Source organism: Enterobacter sp. 168J2 (assembly GCF_034107265.1).
GTDB classification, from domain to species: Bacteria; Pseudomonadota; Gammaproteobacteria; order Enterobacterales; family Enterobacteriaceae; genus Enterobacter; species Enterobacter nematophilus.
On record NZ_JAWNEB010000001.1, the window covers coordinates 192,315 to 212,597 of the forward strand.

General features: G+C 60.0%; 20 protein-coding genes and 1 riboswitch. Of the genes, 16 read left to right on the forward strand and 4 right to left on the reverse strand.

Annotated features, from left to right (window positions below):
* The first annotated feature begins 134 nt into the window (after nucleotides 1–134).
* The 5 genes from hutI (at nucleotide 135) to hutH (ending at nucleotide 6,377) form a co-directional block, all read left to right on the forward strand.
* Complete coding sequence (hutI, locus tag USG84_RS00935; RefSeq protein ID WP_253541274.1) at nucleotides 135–1,355, forward strand: imidazolonepropionase; 1,221 nt, start codon at nucleotides 135–137, stop codon at nucleotides 1,353–1,355.
* Nucleotides 1,352–2,290: a formimidoylglutamase gene (gene hutG / locus USG84_RS00940; protein ID WP_320738105.1), complete on the forward strand. Its 939-nt coding sequence runs from the start codon at nucleotides 1,352–1,354 to the stop codon at nucleotides 2,288–2,290. The genes hutI and hutG overlap by 4 nt, the downstream gene beginning before the upstream one ends.
* A gap of 19 nt (nucleotides 2,291–2,309) precedes the next feature.
* Entirely contained in the window at nucleotides 2,310–3,044 is a 735-nt protein-coding gene (locus tag USG84_RS00945; protein ID WP_253543476.1) for a histidine utilization repressor, read from the forward strand.
* Nucleotides 3,045–3,171: 127 nt separating this feature from the next.
* The gene (gene hutU / locus USG84_RS00950; RefSeq protein ID WP_151412759.1) at nucleotides 3,172–4,860 is read left to right on the forward strand and encodes a urocanate hydratase; all 1,689 of its coding nucleotides are present in this window, start codon (nucleotides 3,172–3,174) and stop codon (nucleotides 4,858–4,860) included.
* On the forward strand, nucleotides 4,857–6,377 hold the full coding sequence (hutH, locus tag USG84_RS00955) for a histidine ammonia-lyase (protein WP_061098823.1): 1,521 nt from the start codon (nucleotides 4,857–4,859) through the stop codon (nucleotides 6,375–6,377). Before hutU ends, hutH begins: the two co-directional genes overlap by 4 nt.
* 103 nt (nucleotides 6,378–6,480) lie before the next feature.
* Here the strand turns inward: hutH and USG84_RS00960 are convergent, their stop codons facing one another.
* The gene (locus USG84_RS00960; RefSeq protein ID WP_253541278.1) at nucleotides 6,481–6,957 is read right to left on the reverse strand and encodes a kinase inhibitor; all 477 of its coding nucleotides are present in this window, start codon (nucleotides 6,955–6,957) and stop codon (nucleotides 6,481–6,483) included.
* A gap of 48 nt (nucleotides 6,958–7,005) precedes the next feature.
* Nucleotides 7,006–8,295: an adenosylmethionine--8-amino-7-oxononanoate transaminase gene (gene bioA / locus USG84_RS00965; protein WP_414146769.1), complete on the reverse strand. Its 1,290-nt coding sequence runs from the start codon at nucleotides 8,293–8,295 to the stop codon at nucleotides 7,006–7,008.
* 86 nt (nucleotides 8,296–8,381) lie between these two features.
* On the opposite strand from bioA, the gene bioB reads away from it, so the two are divergent.
* The 4 genes from bioB to bioD are packed head-to-tail and all read left to right on the forward strand — an operon-like array spanning nucleotide 8,382 to nucleotide 12,009.
* Nucleotides 8,382–9,422 carry a biotin synthase BioB gene (bioB, locus tag USG84_RS00970; RefSeq protein ID WP_008501133.1) on the forward strand — a complete coding sequence of 347 codons (1,041 nt, stop codon included), beginning with the start codon at nucleotides 8,382–8,384 and terminating at the stop codon, nucleotides 9,420–9,422.
* On the forward strand, nucleotides 9,419–10,576 hold the full coding sequence (gene bioF / locus USG84_RS00975) for an 8-amino-7-oxononanoate synthase (RefSeq protein WP_253541282.1): 1,158 nt from the start codon (nucleotides 9,419–9,421) through the stop codon (nucleotides 10,574–10,576). The genes bioB and bioF overlap by 4 nt, the downstream gene beginning before the upstream one ends.
* Complete coding sequence (bioC, locus tag USG84_RS00980) at nucleotides 10,560–11,315, forward strand: malonyl-ACP O-methyltransferase BioC (protein WP_151412760.1); 756 nt, start codon at nucleotides 10,560–10,562, stop codon at nucleotides 11,313–11,315. Before bioF ends, bioC begins: the two co-directional genes overlap by 17 nt.
* The gene (gene bioD, locus USG84_RS00985) at nucleotides 11,308–12,009 is read left to right on the forward strand and encodes a dethiobiotin synthase (protein WP_253541286.1); all 702 of its coding nucleotides are present in this window, start codon (nucleotides 11,308–11,310) and stop codon (nucleotides 12,007–12,009) included. Before bioC ends, bioD begins: the two co-directional genes overlap by 8 nt.
* On the opposite strand, the gene USG84_RS00990 is transcribed toward bioD, so the two are convergent.
* Complete coding sequence (locus USG84_RS00990; RefSeq protein WP_151412762.1) at nucleotides 11,972–12,694, reverse strand: ABC transporter ATP-binding protein; 723 nt, start codon at nucleotides 12,692–12,694, stop codon at nucleotides 11,972–11,974. The genes bioD and USG84_RS00990 overlap by 38 nt on opposite strands.
* Before the next feature lie 750 nt (nucleotides 12,695–13,444).
* Between USG84_RS00990 and uvrB the strand changes: the two genes are divergently transcribed.
* Nucleotides 13,445–15,460 (forward strand): excinuclease ABC subunit UvrB, encoded by a 2,016-nt coding sequence (gene uvrB, locus USG84_RS00995; RefSeq protein WP_320726963.1) that lies wholly within the window; start codon nucleotides 13,445–13,447, stop codon nucleotides 15,458–15,460.
* A 71-nt stretch (nucleotides 15,461–15,531) separates the two neighbouring features.
* Here uvrB and yvcK read toward each other — a convergent pair whose 3' ends face one another.
* Entirely contained in the window at nucleotides 15,532–16,440 is a 909-nt protein-coding gene (gene yvcK / locus USG84_RS01000) for a uridine diphosphate-N-acetylglucosamine-binding protein YvcK (RefSeq protein ID WP_151412763.1), read from the reverse strand.
* Between the two features lie 225 nt (nucleotides 16,441–16,665).
* Nucleotides 16,666–16,800, forward strand: a riboswitch (molybdenum cofactor riboswitch).
* Between yvcK and moaA the strand changes: the two genes are divergently transcribed.
* From moaA to USG84_RS01030, 6 genes are all read left to right on the forward strand, one after another.
* On the forward strand, nucleotides 16,788–17,777 hold the full coding sequence (gene moaA, locus USG84_RS01005) for a GTP 3',8-cyclase MoaA (protein ID WP_253541292.1): 990 nt from the start codon (nucleotides 16,788–16,790) through the stop codon (nucleotides 17,775–17,777). Its footprint overlaps the riboswitch before it by 13 nt.
* A 24-nt stretch (nucleotides 17,778–17,801) precedes the next feature.
* Complete coding sequence (moaB, locus tag USG84_RS01010) at nucleotides 17,802–18,314, forward strand: molybdenum cofactor biosynthesis protein B (protein WP_151412764.1); 513 nt, start codon at nucleotides 17,802–17,804, stop codon at nucleotides 18,312–18,314.
* 3 nt (nucleotides 18,315–18,317) lie between these two features.
* Nucleotides 18,318–18,803: a cyclic pyranopterin monophosphate synthase MoaC gene (moaC, locus tag USG84_RS01015; RefSeq protein WP_008501142.1), complete on the forward strand. Its 486-nt coding sequence runs from the start codon at nucleotides 18,318–18,320 to the stop codon at nucleotides 18,801–18,803.
* A complete protein-coding gene (gene moaD, locus USG84_RS01020; protein WP_045259953.1) occupies nucleotides 18,796–19,041 on the forward strand; it encodes a molybdopterin synthase sulfur carrier subunit in 246 nt (81 codons plus the stop codon). Before moaC ends, moaD begins: the two co-directional genes overlap by 8 nt.
* A gap of 1 nt (nucleotide 19,042) precedes the next feature.
* A complete protein-coding gene (gene moaE / locus USG84_RS01025) occupies nucleotides 19,043–19,495 on the forward strand; it encodes a molybdopterin synthase catalytic subunit MoaE (protein ID WP_151412765.1) in 453 nt (150 codons plus the stop codon).
* Between the two features lie 64 nt (nucleotides 19,496–19,559).
* On the forward strand, nucleotides 19,560–20,267 hold the full coding sequence (locus tag USG84_RS01030; protein ID WP_061098812.1) for a Bax inhibitor-1 family protein: 708 nt from the start codon (nucleotides 19,560–19,562) through the stop codon (nucleotides 20,265–20,267).
* Nucleotides 20,268–20,283: the final 16 nt, after the last annotated feature.

Below are 20,283 nucleotides of genomic sequence, written 5' to 3' on the forward strand. Positions count from 1 at the left end.
GGTAAAAGTTGCATTTTTTGCCCGGAGGTGACGGGAAAGTCATCACAAATAAATAACATTTTCCCTCAGGGCGGTTGACAGCAGACGATGGATGCAAATAAATGTCTATACAACCCATGACAACTGGAATGCCCATGCAGCTTCATCCTGACGATGTTATCTGGCGAAATGCGCGCCTGGCAACAATGGTTCCCGATTCATCCTCGCCTTATGGCCTGAAAGAGCAGCACGCGCTGGTCGTGCGCGGCCAAACTATCCTTGCCGTGCTCCCTGAACCTGACCTTCCTTCCGGACACCGTCACGTCATCGATCTTGAAGGACGTCTGGTCACGCCAGGCCTGATTGACTGCCATACCCATCTGGTTTTCGGTGGCGACCGCGCGGCGGAGTGGGAGCAGCGTCTGAACGGCGTCTCTTACCAGACCATCAGCGCTCAGGGAGGCGGGATTAACGCCACCGTGACGGCGACGCGCAGCAGCTCACCCGAAACCCTGCTTAAGCTGGCGCAGCAGCGGCTCCAGCGTCTGATGAATGAAGGTGTAACGACCGTTGAAATCAAATCGGGATACGGTCTAAACCTTGATACCGAAGAGAAGATGCTGCAGGTTGCCCGCCAACTGAGCCTCGATAATCCGATCGACATCAGCCCAACGCTGCTGGCTGCCCATGCGGTACCGGCAGAATATCGACAGGATCCGGATGCGTACCTCGCGCTGGTCTGTGAGCAGATCCTGCCCGCGCTGTGGCAAAAAGAGCTCTATGAAGCAGTAGACGTGTTTTGTGAAAACGTCGGCTTTACCCCGTCGCAAACCGAGCGCCTCTTCCAGGCCGCTGCCGCGCTCGGTATCCCGGTGAAAGGGCATGTTGAACAGCTGTCGAATCAGGGCGGCGCGGCGCTGGTCAGCCAGTATAACGGGCTGTCGGCCGATCATATCGAATATCTCGACGACGCGGGCGTTCAGGCGATGGCGGAAAGCGGCACGGTTGCCGTCCTGCTGCCCGGGGCGTTCTATTTTCTGCAGGAGCGCCAGCGTCCGCCGGTTGAACAGCTCAGAAAACAGGGGATACCGATGGCCGTCGCCACCGACTATAACCCCGGCACCAGCCCGTTTGCCAGCCTGCACCTGGCGATGAACATGGCCTGCGTCCAGTTTGGCCTCACCCCTGAAGAGGCCTGGGCTGGCGTCACGCGGCATGCGGCTCAGGCGCTGGGCCGTGGCGCAACCCACGGGCAGCTGCGGGCGGGGTTTGTTGCCGATTTTATCGTCTGGCATGCTCGTCATCCCGTGGAGATGGTCTACGAGCCGGGGCGCAACCCGCTTTATCAACGCGTTTTCCGTGGGGAGGCAGCATGAGCTTATGGCGGCCCGTAGCCGAAACGGTCTGGCAGGGGCGCGACGACAGCGCCGAGGCCACCAATGCAACGCGTATTTTCCAGACGATACAACAGCAGGGGCAGTTCACGCCGCTTTCATCCGGCATCGCGCTGGTAGGATTTGAATGCGATGCAGGGGTTAAACGCAATCAGGGCAGGCCCGGCGCCGCGCAGGCCCCTGATATTCTGCGCAAAGCGCTGGCGAATATGGCAAGCCATCAGGGACACGAGCGGCTGGCGGATATGGGCTCGGTGTACGTTGAAGGCGATGAGCTTGAATCCGCGCAGCGGGCGTTAAGCGATGCCGTCACGGCTTGCCAGCAGTCCGGGATGCGCACGCTGGTGTTTGGCGGCGGGCACGAAACCGCCTGGGCGCACGGCCGGGGTGTTCTGGATGCGTTCCCCGGCGAGCGCGTGGCGGTGATAAACCTGGACGCGCATCTTGACCTGCGCAAGGCCGACCGGGCGACGTCCGGCACTCCGTTTCGTCAGCTGGCTAACTACTGCGATGAACGCGGGCGCGAGTTTCGCTACGCCTGCTTTGGCGTCAGCCGCGCGGCGAACACTCAGGCGTTGTGGGATGAGGCCGAACGCCTGAACGCTACGCTGGTGGAGGATATCCATTTCAGGCGCGAGGCATTATCGGCGCTGGAAAAGGTGCTGGCGCGGGCCGATCGCGTCTATCTGACGATCGATCTGGACGTCCTGCCCGCGGGCGAAATGCCTGCCGTTTCCGCCCCTGCGGCATTAGGGGTTCCGGCGCTGGATCTGCTGCCGGTTATCGAACAAATCTGCCGCAGCGGTAAGCTGCAGGCCGCCGATCTTGTAGAGTTTAACCCGCAGTACGATCGGGACGGACAGGGCGCAAAGCTCGCCGCCCGTCTGGCCTGGCAAATTGCTCACTGGTGGGCATAACACTATTTAAGGAGTCATGATGTTTTCACGCTCGCCCCTGCCGCAACCGAGCCCTCCCGCGCCTTTTTATGAAAAGGTGAAGCAGGCGATCAGCGAAAAGATTGCTACTGGCGTCTGGCGCCCGCACGATCGCATTCCGTCGGAGGCTGAGCTGGTGGCGCAGTTCGGTTTTAGCCGGATGACCGTCAACCGGGCGCTGCGCGAGCTCACCGACGAAGGGCTTCTGGTGCGCCTGCAGGGGGTTGGGACCTTCGTGGCGGAGCCCAAAGGACAGTCGGCGCTGTTTGAAATCCGCAGCATCGCGGACGAAATTGCCGCGCGTAACCATCAGCACCGCTGCGAAGTGCTGGTGCTGGAAGAGACTCAGGCCAGCGCCGAGCAGGCCGTTGAGCTGAACGTCAAAGAGGGCAGCCGCATCTTCCACTCTGTGATGGTGCATTTTGAAAACGACATTCCGGTGCAGATTGAAGATCGCTGCGTCAGCGCAGAGCGGATACCGGAATACCTGAACCAGGACTACACCCACACCACGCCGCACGCCTATCTCTCGCTCGTCGCACCGCTCACGGAAGGGGAGCACATTGTGGAAGCCGTGCGCGCGACGCCGCAGGAGTGCGAGCTGTTGCGCATTAAAGAACACGATCCGTGCCTGCTGATCCGCCGTCGTACCTGGTCGTCATCGCACATCGTGTCGCACGCCCGACTGCTTTTCCCGGGGAACCGTTACCGGCTGCAGGGCCACTTTATGTCATAAGTTTTATAAGCGTGATCGCTAACGCAATATAACAAAATTGTATCTTTTTTGTTAAATCCGATCTTGTGTGTGCTTGTCTATACAAGTATATCTAAATGCATCATCTGTCCCTTATGAGGAGCACACAATGTCGTCAGGTAAATACCGCCAGCAGGACGTCCGCGCCGCGCGCGGCACCACGCTTACCGCTAAAAGCTGGCTCACCGAAGCCCCGCTGCGCATGTTGATGAACAACCTTGATCCTGAGGTGGCGGAAAATCCCCACGAGCTGGTGGTCTACGGCGGCATAGGCCGCGCCGCGCGCAGCTGGGAATGCTATGACGCAATTGTAAAATCCCTGACCGAACTCGAACACGACGAAACCCTGCTGGTGCAGTCCGGCAAGCCGGTTGGCGTGTTCAAAACCCACAAGAACGCGCCGCGCGTGCTGATCGCCAACTCTAACCTCGTGCCGCACTGGGCCACCTGGGAACACTTCAACGAGCTGGACGCAAAAGGGCTGGCGATGTATGGCCAGATGACCGCCGGGAGCTGGATCTACATCGGCAGCCAGGGGATTGTGCAGGGTACCTACGAAACCTTCGTGGAAGCGGGGCGTCAGCACTATAACGGCTCGCTGAAGGGCCGCTGGGTGCTCACCGCCGGTCTGGGCGGCATGGGCGGCGCGCAGCCGCTGGCCGCCACGCTTGCCGGTGCCTGCTCGCTGAACATTGAGTGCCAGCAGAGCCGCATTGATTTCCGTCTGCGTACCCGTTACGTCGACGAACAGGCCGACAACCTCGATGACGCGCTGGCGCGCATCAAAAAGTACACCGCTGAAGGCAAAGCGGTGTCGATTGCCCTGTGCGGCAACGCGGCGGATATTCTGCCGGAGCTGGTTGCCCGCGGCGTGCGCCCGGATCTCGTCACCGACCAGACCAGCGCCCACGATCCGCTGCACGGCTACCTGCCAAAAGGCTGGACATGGGAAGAATACCAGCAAAAAGCGGAAACCGACCCGGAAGGCACGGTGCTCGCCGCCAAACGGGCCATGGCAGAACACGTCTCCGCGATGCTGGCCTTCAGCCAGATGGGCATTCCGACCTTTGACTACGGCAACAACATTCGCCAGATGGCGAAAGAGATGGGCGTGAATAACGCCTTTGACTTCCCGGGCTTCGTGCCTGCCTATATTCGTCCGCTGTTCTGCCGCGGTATCGGCCCGTTCCGCTGGGTGGCCCTGTCCGGCGATCCTGAAGATATCTACAAAACCGACGCCAAAGTGAAGGAGATCGTCGCAGACGACGAACACCTCCACCACTGGCTGGATATGGCCCGCGAGCGCATCAGCTTCCAGGGCTTACCGGCGCGCATCTGCTGGGTGGGGCTGGAGTGGCGGCAAAAGCTGGGCCTGGCCTTCAACGAAATGGTTCGCAGCGGTGAAGTCTCCGCGCCGATCGTCATTGGCCGCGACCATCTGGACTCCGGCTCCGTAGCCAGCCCGAACCGTGAAACCGAAGCCATGCGCGACGGCTCTGACGCGGTCTCCGACTGGCCATTGCTTAACGCCCTGCTGAATACCGCCAGCGGCGCCACCTGGGTGTCGCTACACCACGGCGGCGGCGTCGGGATGGGCTTCTCCCAGCACTCAGGGATGGTCATCGTCTGTGATGGAACCGATGAAGCGGCCGCGCGCATCGCCCGCGTGCTGCACAACGACCCGGCAACCGGGGTGATGCGTCACGCGGATGCGGGTTACGAGATTGCCATTGACTGTGCCAAAGAGCAGGGACTGAACCTGCCGATGATCCCTGCCACACAAGGAAAGCATGCATGAACGCGTTAACACTCACTCCCGGCTCGCTGACGCTCAAACAGCTGCGTAACGTCTGGCGTCAGCCGGTCACCCTTTCACTTGATGAAAGCGCCCACGCCGCGATAAACGACAGCGTCGCCTGCGTCGAAGCAATTGTTGCCGAAGGGCGCACCGCCTACGGGATTAACACCGGATTTGGCCTGCTGGCGCAAACCCGCATTGCCACGCACGATCTGGAAAACCTGCAGCGTTCTCTGGTGCTTTCCCACGCGGCGGGCGTCGGCCAGCCGCTGGACGACGAAATTGTCCGTCTGATGATGGTGCTCAAGATTAACAGCCTGGCGCGCGGCTTCTCGGGCATTCGTCTGAGCGTGATCCAGGCGCTGATGGCGCTGGTGAATGCGGAAGTCTATCCGTGGATCCCCGCCAAAGGCTCCGTTGGCGCGTCTGGCGATCTCGCGCCGCTGGCGCATATGTCGCTGCTGCTGCTGGGTGAAGGCAAAGCGCGCTGTCAGGGCGAATGGCTTCCTGCGAAAGAGGCGCTAAAAAAAGCCGGATTAGCCCCGATCACCCTGGCGGCGAAAGAGGGGCTGGCGCTGCTGAACGGCACCCAGGCGTCGACCGCTTTCGCGCTGCGCGGCCTGTTTGAAGCGGAAGATCTGTTTGCCTCGGCGGTGGTGTGCGGTGCGCTGACCACGGAGGCGGTGCTGGGCTCGCGCCGTCCGTTTGATGCGCGTATTCATGACGTACGCGGCCAGCGCGGGCAGATTGACGCCGCCGCGATGTACCGCCACGTGCTTACCGATACGAGTGAGATTGCGGATTCACACCATAACTGCGAGAAGGTGCAGGATCCGTATTCCCTGCGCTGCCAGCCGCAGGTAATGGGCGCATGCCTGACGCAGCTGCGCCAGGCGGCAGAGGTGCTGCTGGTGGAGGCCAACGCGGTGTCAGACAACCCGCTGGTGTTCGCCCAGGAAAACGAGGTGGTCTCCGGGGGCAACTTCCACGCCGAGCCGGTGGCGATGGCGGCGGATAATATCGCGCTGGCGATTGCCGAAGTCGGAGCGTTATCCGAGCGCCGCATCGCGCTGATGATGGATAAACATATGTCCCAGCTGCCGCCGTTCCTGGTGCGTAACGGCGGGGTCAACTCGGGCTTTATGATTGCCCAGGTGACCGCGGCGGCGCTGGCAAGCGAGAACAAAGCCCTGTCGCACCCGCACAGCGTGGACAGCCTGCCAACCTCGGCAAACCAGGAAGATCACGTTTCGATGGCTCCGGCTGCCGGACGTCGTCTGTGGGAGATGGCCTCCAACACCCGCGGCGTGCTGGCGGTGGAATGGCTGGCGGCGTGCCAGGGTATCGATCTGCGTGATGGGCTAAAATCCAGCCCGCTGCTGGAGCAGGCGCGCCATGCGCTGCGCGAGCACGTATCGCACTACGATGATGACCGCTTCTTTGCGCCGGATATTGATAAGGCGATGCAGCTTCTGGAAGAGGGAAGGCTGGTAGGACTGCTGCCTTCGGTGCTGTGATATTTACCCTCACCCTAACCCTCTCCCACAGGGAGAGGGAACTGTCAGATTTTCTCCCTCTCCCTGTGGGAGAGGGCCGGGGTGAGGGCATCAGCCCGCACTATTACGAATACATCGCCGTAATCGACGCGCTGCCAAGCGTATGGAAATGCACGTTGAACCCGACCATCGCGCCGCTCGCCCCTTCATCGACCTCAATTTTCTCCACGTCCAGCGCGTGCACCGTGAAGATATAGCGGTGGGTTTCCCCTTTTGGCGGCGCCGCACCGCCGTAGCCCGCTTTACCAAAGTCGGTGCGGGTCTGGATCGCACCCTCAGGCAGGGCAACCAGATCGGAACCGGAACCCTGCGGCAGCACGCGCGTGTCGGCAGGCAGGTTCGCCACAACCCAGTGCCACCAGCCGGAGCCGGTTGGCGCATCCGGGTCGTAGCAGGTCACGACAAAGCTTTTGGTTCCGGCCGGAACGTCGTCCCACGCCAGGTGCGGAGAGATATTGTCTCCCTGATACCCCATGCCGTTGAAAACGTGGCGTTCCGGAAGTTTTTCACCGTCGCGCAGATCTTTACTGATGATTTTCATACGGTTTACCCTCGTTATTCACTCGTTCAGGAAGTGTAACGCATGGGGTTAAATCGCGAAATGCGCGGGAATGTTAACGGCTGTTACGACCGCGTCGGTTAATTTACGCAGCTGCTCCGGCGTGATGCTGTACGGCGGCATCAGATAGATAAGCTTGCCGAAAGGCCGCACCCAGACGCCCTGCTCAACGAAGAAGCGCTGCAGCGCCGCCATGTTCACCGGATGGGTGGTTTCAATCACCCCGATGGCACCCAGCACGCGCACGTCCGCCACGAAATTTGCACCCGATGCGGCGCTCAGCGTGTCTTTCAACTGCGCCTCAATGGCTGCGACCTGCGTCTGCCACTCGCCGCTCTCCAGAATGGCGAGGCTTTCGCTTGCGACGGCGCAGGCCAGCGGGTTTCCCATAAACGTCGGGCCGTGCATAAAGCAGCCCGCCTCGCCGTCGCTGATGGTGTCGGCAACCTGGCGGGTGGTCAGCGTGGCGGAGAGCGTCATGGTGCCGCCGGTCAGCGCTTTGCCCAGACACAGAATATCCGGCGCAATCCCCGCGTGTTCGCAGGCAAACAGCTTGCCGGTGCGGCCAAAGCCGGTGGCAATTTCATCGGCAATCAGCAGAATGCCCTCGCGGTCGCACATCTTGCGAATGCGCTTCAGCCATTCCGGATGGTACATCCGCATCCCGCCCGCGCCCTGCACAATCGGCTCCAGTATCACGGCGGCAATATCATGACGATGCGCCGCCATTAGCCGCGCGAAACCGACCATGTCCATCTCGTTCCACTCGCCGTCGAAGCGGCTCTGCGGGGCCGGGGCAAACAGGTTTTCCGGCAGATAGCCCTTCCACAGGCTGTGCATGGAGTTGTCTGGATCGCACACCGACATCGCCCCGAAGGTATCCCCGTGATAGCCGTTGCGGAAGGTGAGGAACCGCTGGCGCGTTTCGCCCTTCGCATGCCAGTACTGCAGCGCCATCTTCATCGCCACTTCCACCGCCACCGAGCCGGAATCGGCCAGGAACACGCACTCCAGCGATTCAGGCGTCATCGCCACCAGGCGACGGCATAAATCCACCGCGGGCTGATGGGTGATTCCGCCAAACATCACGTGCGACATCTGGTCAATCTGGGCCTTCATCGCCGCGTTCAGGCGCGGGTGGTTATAGCCGTGAATGGCCGCCCACCAGGAGGACATCCCGTCAACCAGCCGCTCGCCGCTGGCGAGGTGCAGCTCGCAGCCGTGGGCCGAGGCCACCGGATAGACGGGAAGGGGGCGGGTGGTGGAGGTGTAAGGGTGCCAGATATGCTGCTTGTCGAAGGCGAGATCGTCCTGGGTCATAATCGACTTGTAAACCATTTTGAAAAGTTTTAGGTTTACGAGTATAAACCGAACCGAAAATTAACAAAACCCTTTGGAGAAGCCCAATGGCTCACCACGCACGCTGGACGATGTCGCAAGTTACTGAATTATTCAACAAACCTTTCCTTGAGCTGATGTTTGAAGCCCAACAGGTGCATCGTCAGCACTTCGATCCGCGTCATGTTCAGGTCAGCACGCTGCTGTCGATCAAGACCGGCGCCTGTCCTGAAGACTGCAAATATTGCCCGCAGAGCGCGCGCTACAAAACCGGTCTCGAATCCGAGCGCCTGATGGAGGTGGAGCAGGTGCTCGACTCCGCGCGCAAGGCGAAAAACGCCGGCTCAACCCGCTTCTGCATGGGCGCGGCGTGGAAGAACCCGCACGATCGCGACATGCCGTATCTGGAGCAGATGGTGAAGGGCGTGAAGGAGATGGGCCTCGAAGCCTGTATGACGCTCGGCACGCTGAACGAGGAGCAGGCGCAGCGCCTCTCGGCGGCGGGGCTGGACTACTACAACCACAACCTCGACACCTCGCCGGAGTTTTACGGCAACATCATCACCACGCGCACCTACCAGGAGCGCCTGGACACGCTGGACAAAGTGCGTGACGCGGGGATCAAGGTCTGCTCCGGCGGGATCGTTGGCTTAGGCGAAACGGTGAAAGACCGCGCGGGCCTGCTGCTGCAGCTGGCGAACCTGCCAACCCCGCCGGAAAGCGTGCCGATCAACATGCTGGTGAAGGTCAAAGGCACGCCGCTGGCGGATAACGAGGACGTGGATGCATTTGATTTTATCCGCACCATCGCGGTGGCGCGCATCATGATGCCAACCTCTTACGTCCGCCTTTCTGCGGGCCGCGAGCAGATGAACGAGCAAACCCAGGCGATGTGCTTTATGGCCGGGGCCAACTCCATCTTCTACGGCTGCAAGCTGCTGACCACGCCGAACCCGGAAGAGGACAAAGACGTTCAGCTGTTCCGCAAGCTGGGGCTGAACCCGCACCAGACCGAGGTGCTGACGGGCGATAACGAGCAACAGCAGCAGCTGGAGCAGCAGATTTTCAACGCCGACACCGACCAGTTCTACAACGCGGCAGCCGTATGACCTGGCAGGCACGGATTAATGCCGCGCTGGAAGAACGCCGGGCGGCAGAGGCGTTTCGCGTTCGCAGGGTAGTGGAAAACGGCGCGGGCCGTTTTCTGACCCGCGAGGGGCGGCAGTTTTGTAATTTGTCCAGCAACGACTATCTCGGGCTGAGCCAGCATCCGGCCATCGTCCGCGCCTGGCAGCAGGGCGCGGAGCGGTTTGGCGTGGGCAGCGGCGGCTCGGGACACGTCAGCGGCTACACCACGGCGCATCAGGCACTGGAGGAAGAGCTGGCCGACTGGCTGGGCTACCCGCGCGCGCTGCTCTTTATCTCCGGCTTTGCCGCCAACCAGGCGGTCATCGCGGCCCTGATGGGGAAAGAGGACCGTATTGTTGCCGATCGCTTAAGCCACGCCTCGCTGCTGGAGGCGGCAAACTTAAGCCCGGCGCAGCTGCGCCGCTTTGCCCATAACGATGCGTCACAGCTCGCTACGCTTTTGGATAAGCCCTGCGACGGGCAACAGCTGGCGGTCACGGAAGGGGTATTCAGCATGGACGGCGACAGCGCGCCGCTTGCCGCACTGCACGAGGCCGCAAAGCGGCAAAACGCATGGCTACTGGTCGACGATGCCCACGGCATTGGCGTGATGGGCGACGAAGGACGCGGCAGCGCCCATCAGCAAAACGTGAAGCCGGAACTGCTGGTGGTTACCTTCGGCAAAGGCTTCGGCGTCAGCGGCGCCGCCGTGCTGTGCAGCGAGCCGGTCGCCGACTATCTGCTGCAGTTTGCCCGTCACCTTATCTACAGCACCAGCATGCCCCCGGCGCAGGCCGTGGCGCTGTCGGCGTCGCTGGCGGTGATCCGCAGCGCAGAAGGGGATGAACGTCGCCAGCGGCTGGCAGAGCACATCTCCTGCTTCCGTCAGGGACTGGCGGCGCTTCCCTTCCAGAGTCCCGATTCGCAGAGCGCCATCCAGCCGGTGATTGTCGGCGAAAACAGTCGCGCACTGGCGCTGGCCCAGGCGCTGCGCGAGCGCGGGATGTGGGTAACGGCCATTCGTCCGCCGACCGTCCCGCCGGGCACCGCGCGTCTGCGCTTAACCCTGACGGCGGCGCATGAGGCTCAGGATATCCAGACGCTGCTGGAGGCGCTCCATGATGCCGGTGAATAAGCAGGCCGTTGCAGCGGCGTTTGGCCGGGCCGCGCGGAGCTATTCGCTGCACGATGAACTCCAGCGCCAGAGCGCGCAGGGGCTTCTGGCCGCGCTTGGCGAGAACCGCTTCCCGCAGGTGCTGGACGCCGGATGCGGTCCCGGCAGCAACAGCCGCTACTGGCGCGAGGCGGGGAGCGAGGTGACGGCCATCGACCTGTCGCCCGCCATGCTGGACGAGGCGCGCCTGCAGCAGGCTGCGCATCACTATTTAGCGGCGGATATTGAGGCTATCCCGCTCGCGGACGCGCAGTTCGATCTGGTCTGGAGCCATCTGGCGGTGCAGTGGTGCAGCAGCCTGCCGCAGGCGTTACGCGAGCTTTATCGCGTCGCACGACCGGGCGGAAAGGTCGCTTTTACCACCCTGCTGGAAAGCTCGCTGCCGGAGCTGAATCAGGCGTGGAAAGCGGTGGATGAGCAGCCGCACGCCAACCGCTTCTTATCGCATGAGCAGGTGACGCAGGCGCTGGCAGGCTGGCGCTGTCGCAGCACGGTACAGACCATCACGCTTAATTTTAGCGATGCGTTCAGCGCTATGCGCTCGCTGAAGGGCATCGGCGCCACGCACCTGCACGCCGGGCGGGAGAAAAAACCGCTGACCCGGGGGCAGCTGCAGCGCCTGGAGCTGGCCTGGCCGCAGCAGCGGGGCCTTTTCCCGCTCTCTTATCAACTTTTTCATGGGATTATCGAACGTGACTGAACGTTATTTTGTTACCGGCACGGATACGGAAGTGGGCAAAACGGTTGCCAGCGCTGCGCTGCTGCAGGCGGCACGACAGCTTGGGAAAAACACCGCCGGATATAAGCCCGTCGCCTCCGGCAGCGAGATGACGGCGGAAGGGTTACGCAACACCGACGCGCTGGCGCTCCAGCGTCACAGTACCCTTGAGCTCGCCTATTCGGCGGTGAATCCGTATACCTTTGCCGAGCCGACGTCGCCGCACATTATCAGCGCTGACGAAGGCCGTCCGATTGATTTCGCCGTGCTGTCTGACGGGTTACGGGCGCTGGAAAGCCAGGCCGACTGGGTGCTGGTGGAAGGCGCGGGCGGCTGGTTTACCCCGCTTTCGGACACGCAGACGTTTGCTGACTGGGTGCAGGCCGAGCGGCTTCCGGTCATTCTGGTCGTCGGCGTGAAGCTGGGCTGCATCAATCACGCCATGCTGACGGCGCAGGCCGTTCAGCAGGCAGGGCTGACGCTGGCAGGCTGGATAGCCAACGACGTGGTGGCGCCGGGCAGGCGGCATCAGGAATATCTGGCGACACTCAAGCGCGTGCTGCCGGCGCCGTTCCTCGGGGAAATCCCCTGGATTGCTGGCGATGCTGAGCAGGCCGAAACCGGGCGCTATCTCGACCTCAGCGCCTTGCTTCCCGCGACATCCAGTGGGCAATAAGCTCATCGTTCAGCTCGCTAACGTGGCCCTGCGCCACGTTACGCCCGCGATAAAGCATGCAAAACCGATCCGCCACCCGGCGGATAAACGACAGCTGCTGCTCCGCCAGCAGCACCGTCATGCCTAACTCCCGGTTTAAGCGCACCAGCAGCTGCGCCAGCTTCTGGGCAAAGCCGTGTCCCGCGCCGTGCATGGGTTCATCCAGAATCAGCATCCGCGGGCGGTTGACCAGCGCATTCGCCAGGGCGAGCTGATACTGATCCTCTGGCGAAAGAGCATTGCCCCGCGTCTGACGTCGCGCGTAAAGTTCCGGGAACAGATCGTACACGTCGCTTTTCGCCGCCGGGTCGGGTTTCCCCACCGCCCGCATGGCAATATGCAGATTCTCCTCAATCGTCAGCTGAGAAAAAATACGCCTGTCCTGCGGCACATAGCCTATTCCCGGCCCTGAACGCTGTTCCGGTGGCTGACTAAGCAAATCACGCGGCGGTGCGCCCGCTTCATGCCAGATGATGGTGCCGCTATCGACGGGCACTTTTCCTGTAATGCAGTTCATGAGGGTGGTTTTGCCCATCCCCGGCAGGCCAACAACGCCTGTACACATCCCTTGCGGAAAATCTAAATCCACGTTCCATAGCGTATGTTGGCTTCCGTAAAACTGATTCACTGCACGCAGACTCAACATCTTTCTCTCCTTAAAAATGCGTAGGGATAGGCCTGATGTGAAGCTGCAAAACTCCTGCCAGAAACCTGAAATCGATTAAAAAAACGCCTTTTTTAGGAATAAGCCACAGGAGAGCAGGGTAAAAACGCGTGGCTTGCACATCGGTGGTGCCGGGAATGTTGAGTCGTGGTGCAGGACGGAAAATGGCCGAAACGTGAGCAGGATCGCATCTGTTGGTTATGAATGACTCAACTGTTTATCGTCAAAAAATAGCTATAAAAATTTTTTGTTGCCGCCTCGTGGGAAAATCCGGGAATTTGCTGAGCGGCGGTCTGCACGGGCTGGAAGCAGTTATCCACTATTCCTGTGGATAACCATGTGCATTAGAGTTAGAAAACACGCGATAAGCGAGAGAAGACGCGGCTTTCGCCCAAATTGACGCGAAACGCGGCTTTAGAAAATATCGTTTAAAATTTAATTGCTTAGATAAAAGCAATTACCGTAATGAAAGTGTCACTCGTTGCCATAAAACTATCATTACCTGGCTTGACAAATGTTAAAAAAGAAAAAGTTCTGGGGATAACCCAGCCTGGCTGGTTTTTTATCTCGTCGGAGCCTAAATTTTGTCCGCTAACGCGCTAATGACTCCGCCGCTACGCTAAATATCCTGACACGCCACTGGTTTTTCATCCAGTGTTTTTTACTGGCATTCCTGCCAACAACGAGTAAAATTACTCACCTGCCGCTTATAACGTCATCAGGTCGTCGCCCATGAGTAAACCGTTCAAACTGAATTCTGCTTTCCGCCCATCTGGCGATCAGCCTGAGGCGATCCGTCGTCTTAAAGAGGGGCTGGAGGACGGGCTGGCGCACCAGACGCTGCTGGGGGTAACCGGCTCGGGCAAAACGTTTACTGTCGCCAACGTGATCGCTGACCTGCAGCGCCCCACTATGGTGCTTGCACCTAACAAAACCCTTGCGGCACAGCTTTACGGCGAGATGAAAGAGTTCTTCCCGGAAAACGCGGTGGAGTATTTCGTCTCCTACTACGATTACTACCAGCCGGAAGCCTATGTGCCGAGCTCTGACACCTTCATCGAGAAAGATGCTTCGGTGAACGAGCACATCGAACAGATGCGACTGTCTGCGACCAAGGCGCTGCTTGAGCGTCGCGATGTGGTTGTGGTCGCGTCTGTTTCGGCGATTTACGGCCTGGGCGACCCGGATCTCTATCTGAAGATGATGCTGCACCTGACGCAGGGGATGATCATCGATCAGCGCGCGATTTTGCGCCGTCTGGCCGAGCTGCAGTACACCCGTAATGACCAGGCCTTCCAGCGCGGGACGTTCCGCGTGCGCGGTGAGGTGATCGACATCTTCCCGGCGGAATCGGACGATATGGCGCTGCGCGTCGAGCTGTTTGACGAAGAGGTCGAACGTTTGTCGCTGTTCGACCCGCTGACCGGCCACGTTGAGTCGGTGATCCAGCGTTTTACCATCTACCCTAAAACGCACTACGTAACGCCACGCGAGCGTATCGTGCAGGCGATGGAAGAGATCAAAGAGGAGCTGGCAGAGCGCCGTAAGGTGCTTCTGGCCAACAATAAGCTGCTGGAAGAGCAGCGCCTGAGCCAGCGCACCCAGTTCGATCTGGAGATGATGAACGAGCTGGGCTACTGCTCGGGTATCGAAAACTACTCGCGCTTCCTCTCCGGGCGCGGGCCGGGCGAGCCGCCGCCGACGCTGTTTGACTACCTTCCGGCCGACGGTTTGCTGGTGATCGACGAATCCCACGTCACGATCCCGCAGATCGGCGGGATGTACCGCGGTGACCGCGCGCGTAAAGAGACGCTGGTGGAGTACGGCTTCCGCCTGCCGTCAGCGCTGGATAACCGTCCGATGAAGTTTGAAGAGTTTGAGGCGCTGGCGCCGCAAACTATCTACGTGTCGGCCACGCCGGGCAACTACGAGCTGGAGAAATCCGGCGATGAGGTGATCGACCAGGTGGTCCGTCCGACCGGTCTGCTGGACCCGGTTATCGAGGTGCGCCCGGTGGCGACCCAGGTGGACGATCTGCTCTCTGAGATCCGGGCCCGTTCCGCCATCAACGAGCGCGTGCTGGTGACGACGCTCACCAAGCGCATGGCGGAAGACCTGACCGAGTATCTGGAAGAACACGGTGAGAAGGTGCGCTATCTGCACTCGGACATCGATACCGTGGAGCGTATGGAGATCATCCGCGATCTGCGTCTGGGCGAGTTTGACGTGCTGGTGGGGATCAACCTCCTGCGAGAAGGTCTGGATATGCCGGAAGTCTCGCTGGTGGCGATTCTGGACGCCGATAAAGAGGGCTTCCTGCGCTCTGAGCGCTCCCTGATCCAGACCATTGGCCGCGCCGCGCGTAACGTCAACGGGAAAGCGATTCTGTACGGGGACAAAATCACCCCGTCGATGGCGAAAGCGATTGGCGAAACGGAACGCCGCCGCGAGAAACAGCAGCGCTACAACGAAGAGCACGGCATCACGCCGCAGGGGCTGAACAAGAAGGTGGTGGATATTCTGGCGCTGGGTCAGAACATTGCGAAGACCAAAGCGAAAGGCCGCGGCAAGGCGCGTTCAGTGGTGGAAGAAGATACCGTCGTGCTGACGCCGAAGGCGCTGCAGCAGAAAATCCACGAGCTGGAAGGGCAAATGATGCAGCACGCCCAGAACCTGGAATTCGAAGAGGCGGCGCAGATCCGCGACCAGCTTCATCAGCTGCGGGATCTGTTTATCGCGGCATCGTGAGTAAGCGTTGTTTTCTCCCTCTCCCTGTGGGAGAGGGTCGGGGTGAGGGCATCAGGCCGCACCAAACGAACCTAACCCAACGCCTGAATCGCCTTCTCCAGCGCTTCGCGCAGCAGGTGACGGTCGTGGCGATACTTGATGTCTGAGGCCTCCAGCGGCTCCTGTACCACCAGGCGATCGCCGATGCCGGACACATCAACCTTTGGCCCCACCACCACGCCGTCAATGATCTTCTTCCCGACGTAATGCTCCATCAAATTGAGTTTGTCCGCCAGCGACAGGCTCGCCGCGGCCGGGCTCAGCTCGCGGCCGAGGTTACCGATATAGACCATCGGGGCAGGGGTGCGACGCAGCGCCTGCGCCAGCTCTTTCACCAGCAGGATCGGCATCAGGCTGGTATAAAAGCTGCCGGGGCCGATCAGAATTAAATCCGCTTCGCCAATGGCTTCGACGGCTTCACGCGTCGCCGGCACGTTCGGGTAGGTCATCAGCTCTTTTGGCGGCAGCAGAAGCTGGTCGATATTCACTTCGCCGTACACTTCGTGATCGTCGGCATCAATCGCCATTAAATCCACCGGCTGTTCAGACATCGGGATCAGAAACGCATCCACTTTCAGCAGGTTTCTTATCAAATTGATGGCTTCAAGCGGGCGCACGCTCAGGTGATCCAGCGCTTTAAGCATTAAATTTCCGAGGTTATGCCCGGAAAGTTCACCATTGCCGCCAAAACGGTACTCAAACATCGCCGACGCGACGCTCGGCTCGGTAATTAACTGGTTCAGGCAGTTGCGCATATCTCCCCAGGCAATGCCGCCTTCAGCCCGCCTGATCCGCCCGGTTGAGCCGCCGTTGTCGGTGGTTGTCACTATTCCTGTCAGCCGTGAGCCCAGTGACGACAAAGAGGACATAACGCGGCCCAGGCCGTGGCCTCCGCCAAGAGCGACCACCCGGTCAAGATCCGCAAAAGTGCGACTGCGCATACATATTCCTTTTCACCCGTAATCGCGTAACAGTAACTTAACTACCCCCAAAAGACGATGCCTCACCCAACGCAAAATGACGTATATCAATGCGAAAATGCGGTTTTTAGGTATTCTGTAGTGAAAATGCAGGACTGAGTCGCTATATACATAATTATATAGCGTAAAGCGATGATGGCGAAGTGAGAATTTCCGCGCTACTATCGCCATAACCACGTTTTCTCAACTGAAAACATACACTCTAGCCCTGGCGCCTGTGTCGAATGATATGGCGCCCTGGCCGTGGCGGATTTGCCACCAGGGTACAGAAAGAAATGACTGTGCCTCCCGTATCTGGAAAGGTGTACATGGCTTCACAACTTACTGATGCTTTCGCGCGTAAGTTTTACTACTTGCGTCTGTCGATTACCGACGTGTGCAACTTCCGTTGCACCTACTGCCTGCCTGATGGCTACAAGCCGGGCAGCGTCACCAACAATGGCTTTCTCTCCGTGGACGAAGTGCGCCGCGTCACGCGTGCGTTCTCTGAGCTCGGTACGGAAAAAGTCCGTCTGACCGGGGGCGAACCCTCCCTGCGTCGTGATTTCCCCGACATCATTGCCGCCGTTCGTGAAAACGAACGCATCCGCCAGATTGCGGTGACCACAAACGGTTACCGCATGGCGCGTGACGTGGCCAACTGGCGCGATGCGGGCTTAACCGCTATCAACGTCAGCGTGGACAGCCTTGATGCCCGGCAGTTTCACGCCATTACCGGGCAGGATAAATTCCGCCAGGTCATGGACGGCATCGACGCGGCGTTTACCGCCGGGTTCGAAAAGGTCAAGGTCAACACGGTGCTGATGCGCGACGTTAACCACCATCAGCTCGACACCTTCCTGGCGTGGATCAAACCACGCCGCATTCAACTGCGTTTTATTGAACTGATGGAAACCGGCGAGGGCAGCGAGCTGTTCCGTCGCCATCACATCTCCGGCATGGTGCTGCGCGACGAACTGCTGAAACGCGGCTGGATCCACCAGATCCGCCAGCGTAGCGACGGCCCGGCACAGGTCTTCTGTCACCCGGATTACGAAGGCGAGATTGGGCTTATCATGCCCTATGAGAAAGACTTCTGCGCCAGCTGCAACCGGCTGCGCGTATCGTCGGTGGGCAAGCTCCATCTCTGCCTGTTCGGCGACGGCGGTGTAGATCTGCGCGATCTGCTGGCAGACGATGCTCAGCAGGATGCGCTTGAAGCGCGCATTTCCGGGGCGCTGACGCATAAAAAGCAGACCCACTTCCTGCATCAGGGCAATACCGGCATTACTCAGAACCTGTCCTATATCGGCGGGTAATCAGGCTTTAGAAGGAACCAGAAGATGAGTCAGGTAAGCGCAGAATTTATCCCGACACGCATTGCTATTCTTACCGTTTCCGACCGCCGTGGTGATGAGGACGATACCTCCGGCCACTGGCTGCGCGAGGCGGCCCACGAAGCCGGACACCATATCGTTGATAAAGCGATCGTCAAAGAGAACCGTTACGCCATTCGCGCGCAGGTTTCGCAGTGGATTGCGAGTGACGACGTCCAGGTGGTGCTAATGACCGGCGGCACCGGCTTTACCGCAGGCGATCAGGCGCCGGAAGCGCTGCTCCCGCTGTTCGACCGCGAAGTGGAAGGCTTCGGCGAAGTGTTCCGCATGCTCTCGTTTGAAGAGATCGGCACCTCCACGCTTCAGTCTCGCGCCGTAGCGGGCGTGGCGAACAGGACGTTGATTTTCGCCATGCCGGGCTCGACCAAAGCCTGCCGCACCGCGTGGGAAAATATTATTGCCCCGCAGCTGGATGCCCGTACCCGTCCGTGTAATTTTCATCCCCATTTAAAGAAATAAGCTATGTCACAACTGACCCACATTAACGCCGCTGGCGAAGCGCATATGGTGGATGTTTCCGCCAAAGCGGAAACGGTGCGCGAGGCGCGCGCGGAAGCGTTCGTCACCATGCTGCCGGAGACGCTGGCGATGATTATCGACGGCAGCCATCACAAGGGTGACGTGTTTGCGACCGCCCGCATCGCCGGTATCCAGGCCGCGAAACGCACCTGGGACTTAATTCCGCTCTGCCATCCGCTGATGCTGAGCAAGGTGGAAGTGAACCTGCAGGCGCAGCCGGAGCACAACCGCGTGCGTATTGAGTCCCTCTGCCGCTTAACCGGGAAAACCGGCGTGGAGATGGAAGCCCTGACGGCGGCCTCTGTCGCCGCGCTGACCATCTACGACATGTGCAAAGCGGTGCAGAAAGATATGGTGATTGGCCCGGTTCGTCTGCTGGCGAAAAGCGGCGGCAAATCCGGTGATTTTAAGGTGGATAGCCATGATTAAGGTGCTCTTTTTCGCCCAGGTGCGCGAGCTGGTCAATACCGACAGCCTGACGCTGGACGCCTCTTTTGAAAACGTCGCCGCCCTGCGCGCGCATCTGGCCGCGCAAAGCGACCGCTGGGCGCTGGCGCTTGACGAAGGCAAGCTGCTGGCGGCCGTTAACCAGACGCTGGTGGAGTTCACCCACCCGCTGACAGAAGGGGATGAAGTGGCCTTCTTCCCGCCGGTCACAGGGGGATAAGATGGCGGAAACCCGAATTCTGGTCGGTCCCGAGCGCTTTAACGTCGGTACAGAATATGACTGGCTGGCGGAGCGCGATGAAGACGGCGCGGTCGTCACCTTCACCGGCAAAGTGCGAAACCACAACCTCGGCGACAGCGTAAAAGCGCTGACGCTGGAGCACTATCCGGGCATGACGGAGAAATCGCTGGCGGCAATTGTGGATGAAGCGCGAGGCCGCTGGCCGCTTGGGCGGATCACGGTGATCCACCGCATCGGCGAGATGTGGCCAGGCGAAGAGATTGTCTTTGTCGGGGTGACCAGCGCGCACCGCGGTAGCGCCTTTGCGGCAGGGGAGTTCATTATGGACTACCTCAAAACCAAAGCGCCGTTCTGGAAGCGTGAAGCCACGCCGGAAGGCGACCGCTGGGTGGAATCCCGCGACAGCGATAAACAGGCCGCCAGCCGTTGGTAGTCGGTTTACGTGGATGTGTTACTCTTAACGTGAGTGTCTTCTTAACCTTAATCAGGAGTGAATCATGGACCGATTTCCGCGTTCCGATTCAATAGTACAGCAGACCCGTAGCGGCCTGCAGACGTATATGGCACAGGTGTACGGCTGGATGACGGTCGGCCTGCTGCTTACCGCGTTCATCGCGTGGTATGCGGCGAACACGCCTGAGCTGATGATGTTTATCTTCTCCAGCAAAATCACCTTCTTTGGGCTGATTATCGCGCAGCTGGCGCTGGTGTTTGTGCTTTCTGGCCTGGTGCAGAAGCTCAGTGCCGGAATGGCGACCACGCTGTTTATGCTCTATTCGGCGCTGACCGGGCTGACGCTCTCCAGCATTTTCATCGTCTACACCTACTCCTCCATCGCCAGCACGTTTGTGGTGACCGGCGGTATGTTTGGCGCGATGAGCCTCTATGGCTACACCACCAAGCGTGACCTGAGCGGCTTAGGCAACATGCTGTTTATGGGGCTGATCGGGATTGTACTGGCGTCGCTGGTGAACCTGTGGCTGAAGAGCGACGCGCTGATGTGGGCCGTGACCTACATCGGGGTGGTGGTCTTCGTTGGCTTGACGGCCTACGACACCCAGAAGCTGAAAAACATTGGCGAGCAGATCGACGTGCGCGACAGTTCCAACCTGCGCAAATACTCGATTCTGGGCGCGCTGACGCTTTATCTGGACTTCATCAACCTGTTCCTGATGCTGCTGCGGATTTTTGGCAACCGTCGTTAAAATTGCCCCTCACCCT

Excerpts from the sequence above, each read along its gene's own strand:
- moaA (WP_253541292.1), top strand. The coding sequence starts at position 16,788 with ATGGCTTCACAACTTACTGATGCTTTCGCGCGTAAGTTTTACTACTTG.
- bioC (WP_151412760.1), top strand. The coding sequence starts at position 10,560 with ATGATGCCGGTGAATAAGCAGGCCGTTGCAGCGGCGTTTGGCCGGGCC.
- moaD (WP_045259953.1), top strand. The coding sequence starts at position 18,796 with ATGATTAAGGTGCTCTTTTTCGCCCAGGTGCGCGAGCTGGTCAATACC.
- moaB (WP_151412764.1), top strand. The coding sequence starts at position 17,802 with ATGAGTCAGGTAAGCGCAGAATTTATCCCGACACGCATTGCTATTCTT.
- hutH (WP_061098823.1), top strand. The coding sequence starts at position 4,857 with ATGAACGCGTTAACACTCACTCCCGGCTCGCTGACGCTCAAACAGCTG.
- hutU (WP_151412759.1), top strand. The coding sequence starts at position 3,172 with ATGTCGTCAGGTAAATACCGCCAGCAGGACGTCCGCGCCGCGCGCGGC.
- moaC (WP_008501142.1), top strand. The coding sequence starts at position 18,318 with ATGTCACAACTGACCCACATTAACGCCGCTGGCGAAGCGCATATGGTG.
- hutI (WP_253541274.1), top strand. The coding sequence starts at position 135 with ATGCAGCTTCATCCTGACGATGTTATCTGGCGAAATGCGCGCCTGGCA.
- bioF (WP_253541282.1), top strand. The coding sequence starts at position 9,419 with ATGACCTGGCAGGCACGGATTAATGCCGCGCTGGAAGAACGCCGGGCG.
- USG84_RS01030 (WP_061098812.1), top strand. The coding sequence starts at position 19,560 with ATGGACCGATTTCCGCGTTCCGATTCAATAGTACAGCAGACCCGTAGC.
- uvrB (WP_320726963.1), top strand. The coding sequence starts at position 13,445 with ATGAGTAAACCGTTCAAACTGAATTCTGCTTTCCGCCCATCTGGCGAT.
- bioB (WP_008501133.1), top strand. The coding sequence starts at position 8,382 with ATGGCTCACCACGCACGCTGGACGATGTCGCAAGTTACTGAATTATTC.
- moaE (WP_151412765.1), top strand. The coding sequence starts at position 19,043 with ATGGCGGAAACCCGAATTCTGGTCGGTCCCGAGCGCTTTAACGTCGGT.
- USG84_RS00945 (WP_253543476.1), top strand. The coding sequence starts at position 2,310 with ATGTTTTCACGCTCGCCCCTGCCGCAACCGAGCCCTCCCGCGCCTTTT.
- USG84_RS00990 (WP_151412762.1), bottom strand. The coding sequence starts at position 12,694 with ATGTTGAGTCTGCGTGCAGTGAATCAGTTTTACGGAAGCCAACATACG.
- yvcK (WP_151412763.1), bottom strand. The coding sequence starts at position 16,440 with ATGCGCAGTCGCACTTTTGCGGATCTTGACCGGGTGGTCGCTCTTGGC.
- bioA (WP_414146769.1), bottom strand. The coding sequence starts at position 8,295 with ATGACCCAGGACGATCTCGCCTTCGACAAGCAGCATATCTGGCACCCT.
- USG84_RS00960 (WP_253541278.1), bottom strand. The coding sequence starts at position 6,957 with ATGAAAATCATCAGTAAAGATCTGCGCGACGGTGAAAAACTTCCGGAA.
- hutG (WP_320738105.1), top strand. The coding sequence starts at position 1,352 with ATGAGCTTATGGCGGCCCGTAGCCGAAACGGTCTGGCAGGGGCGCGAC.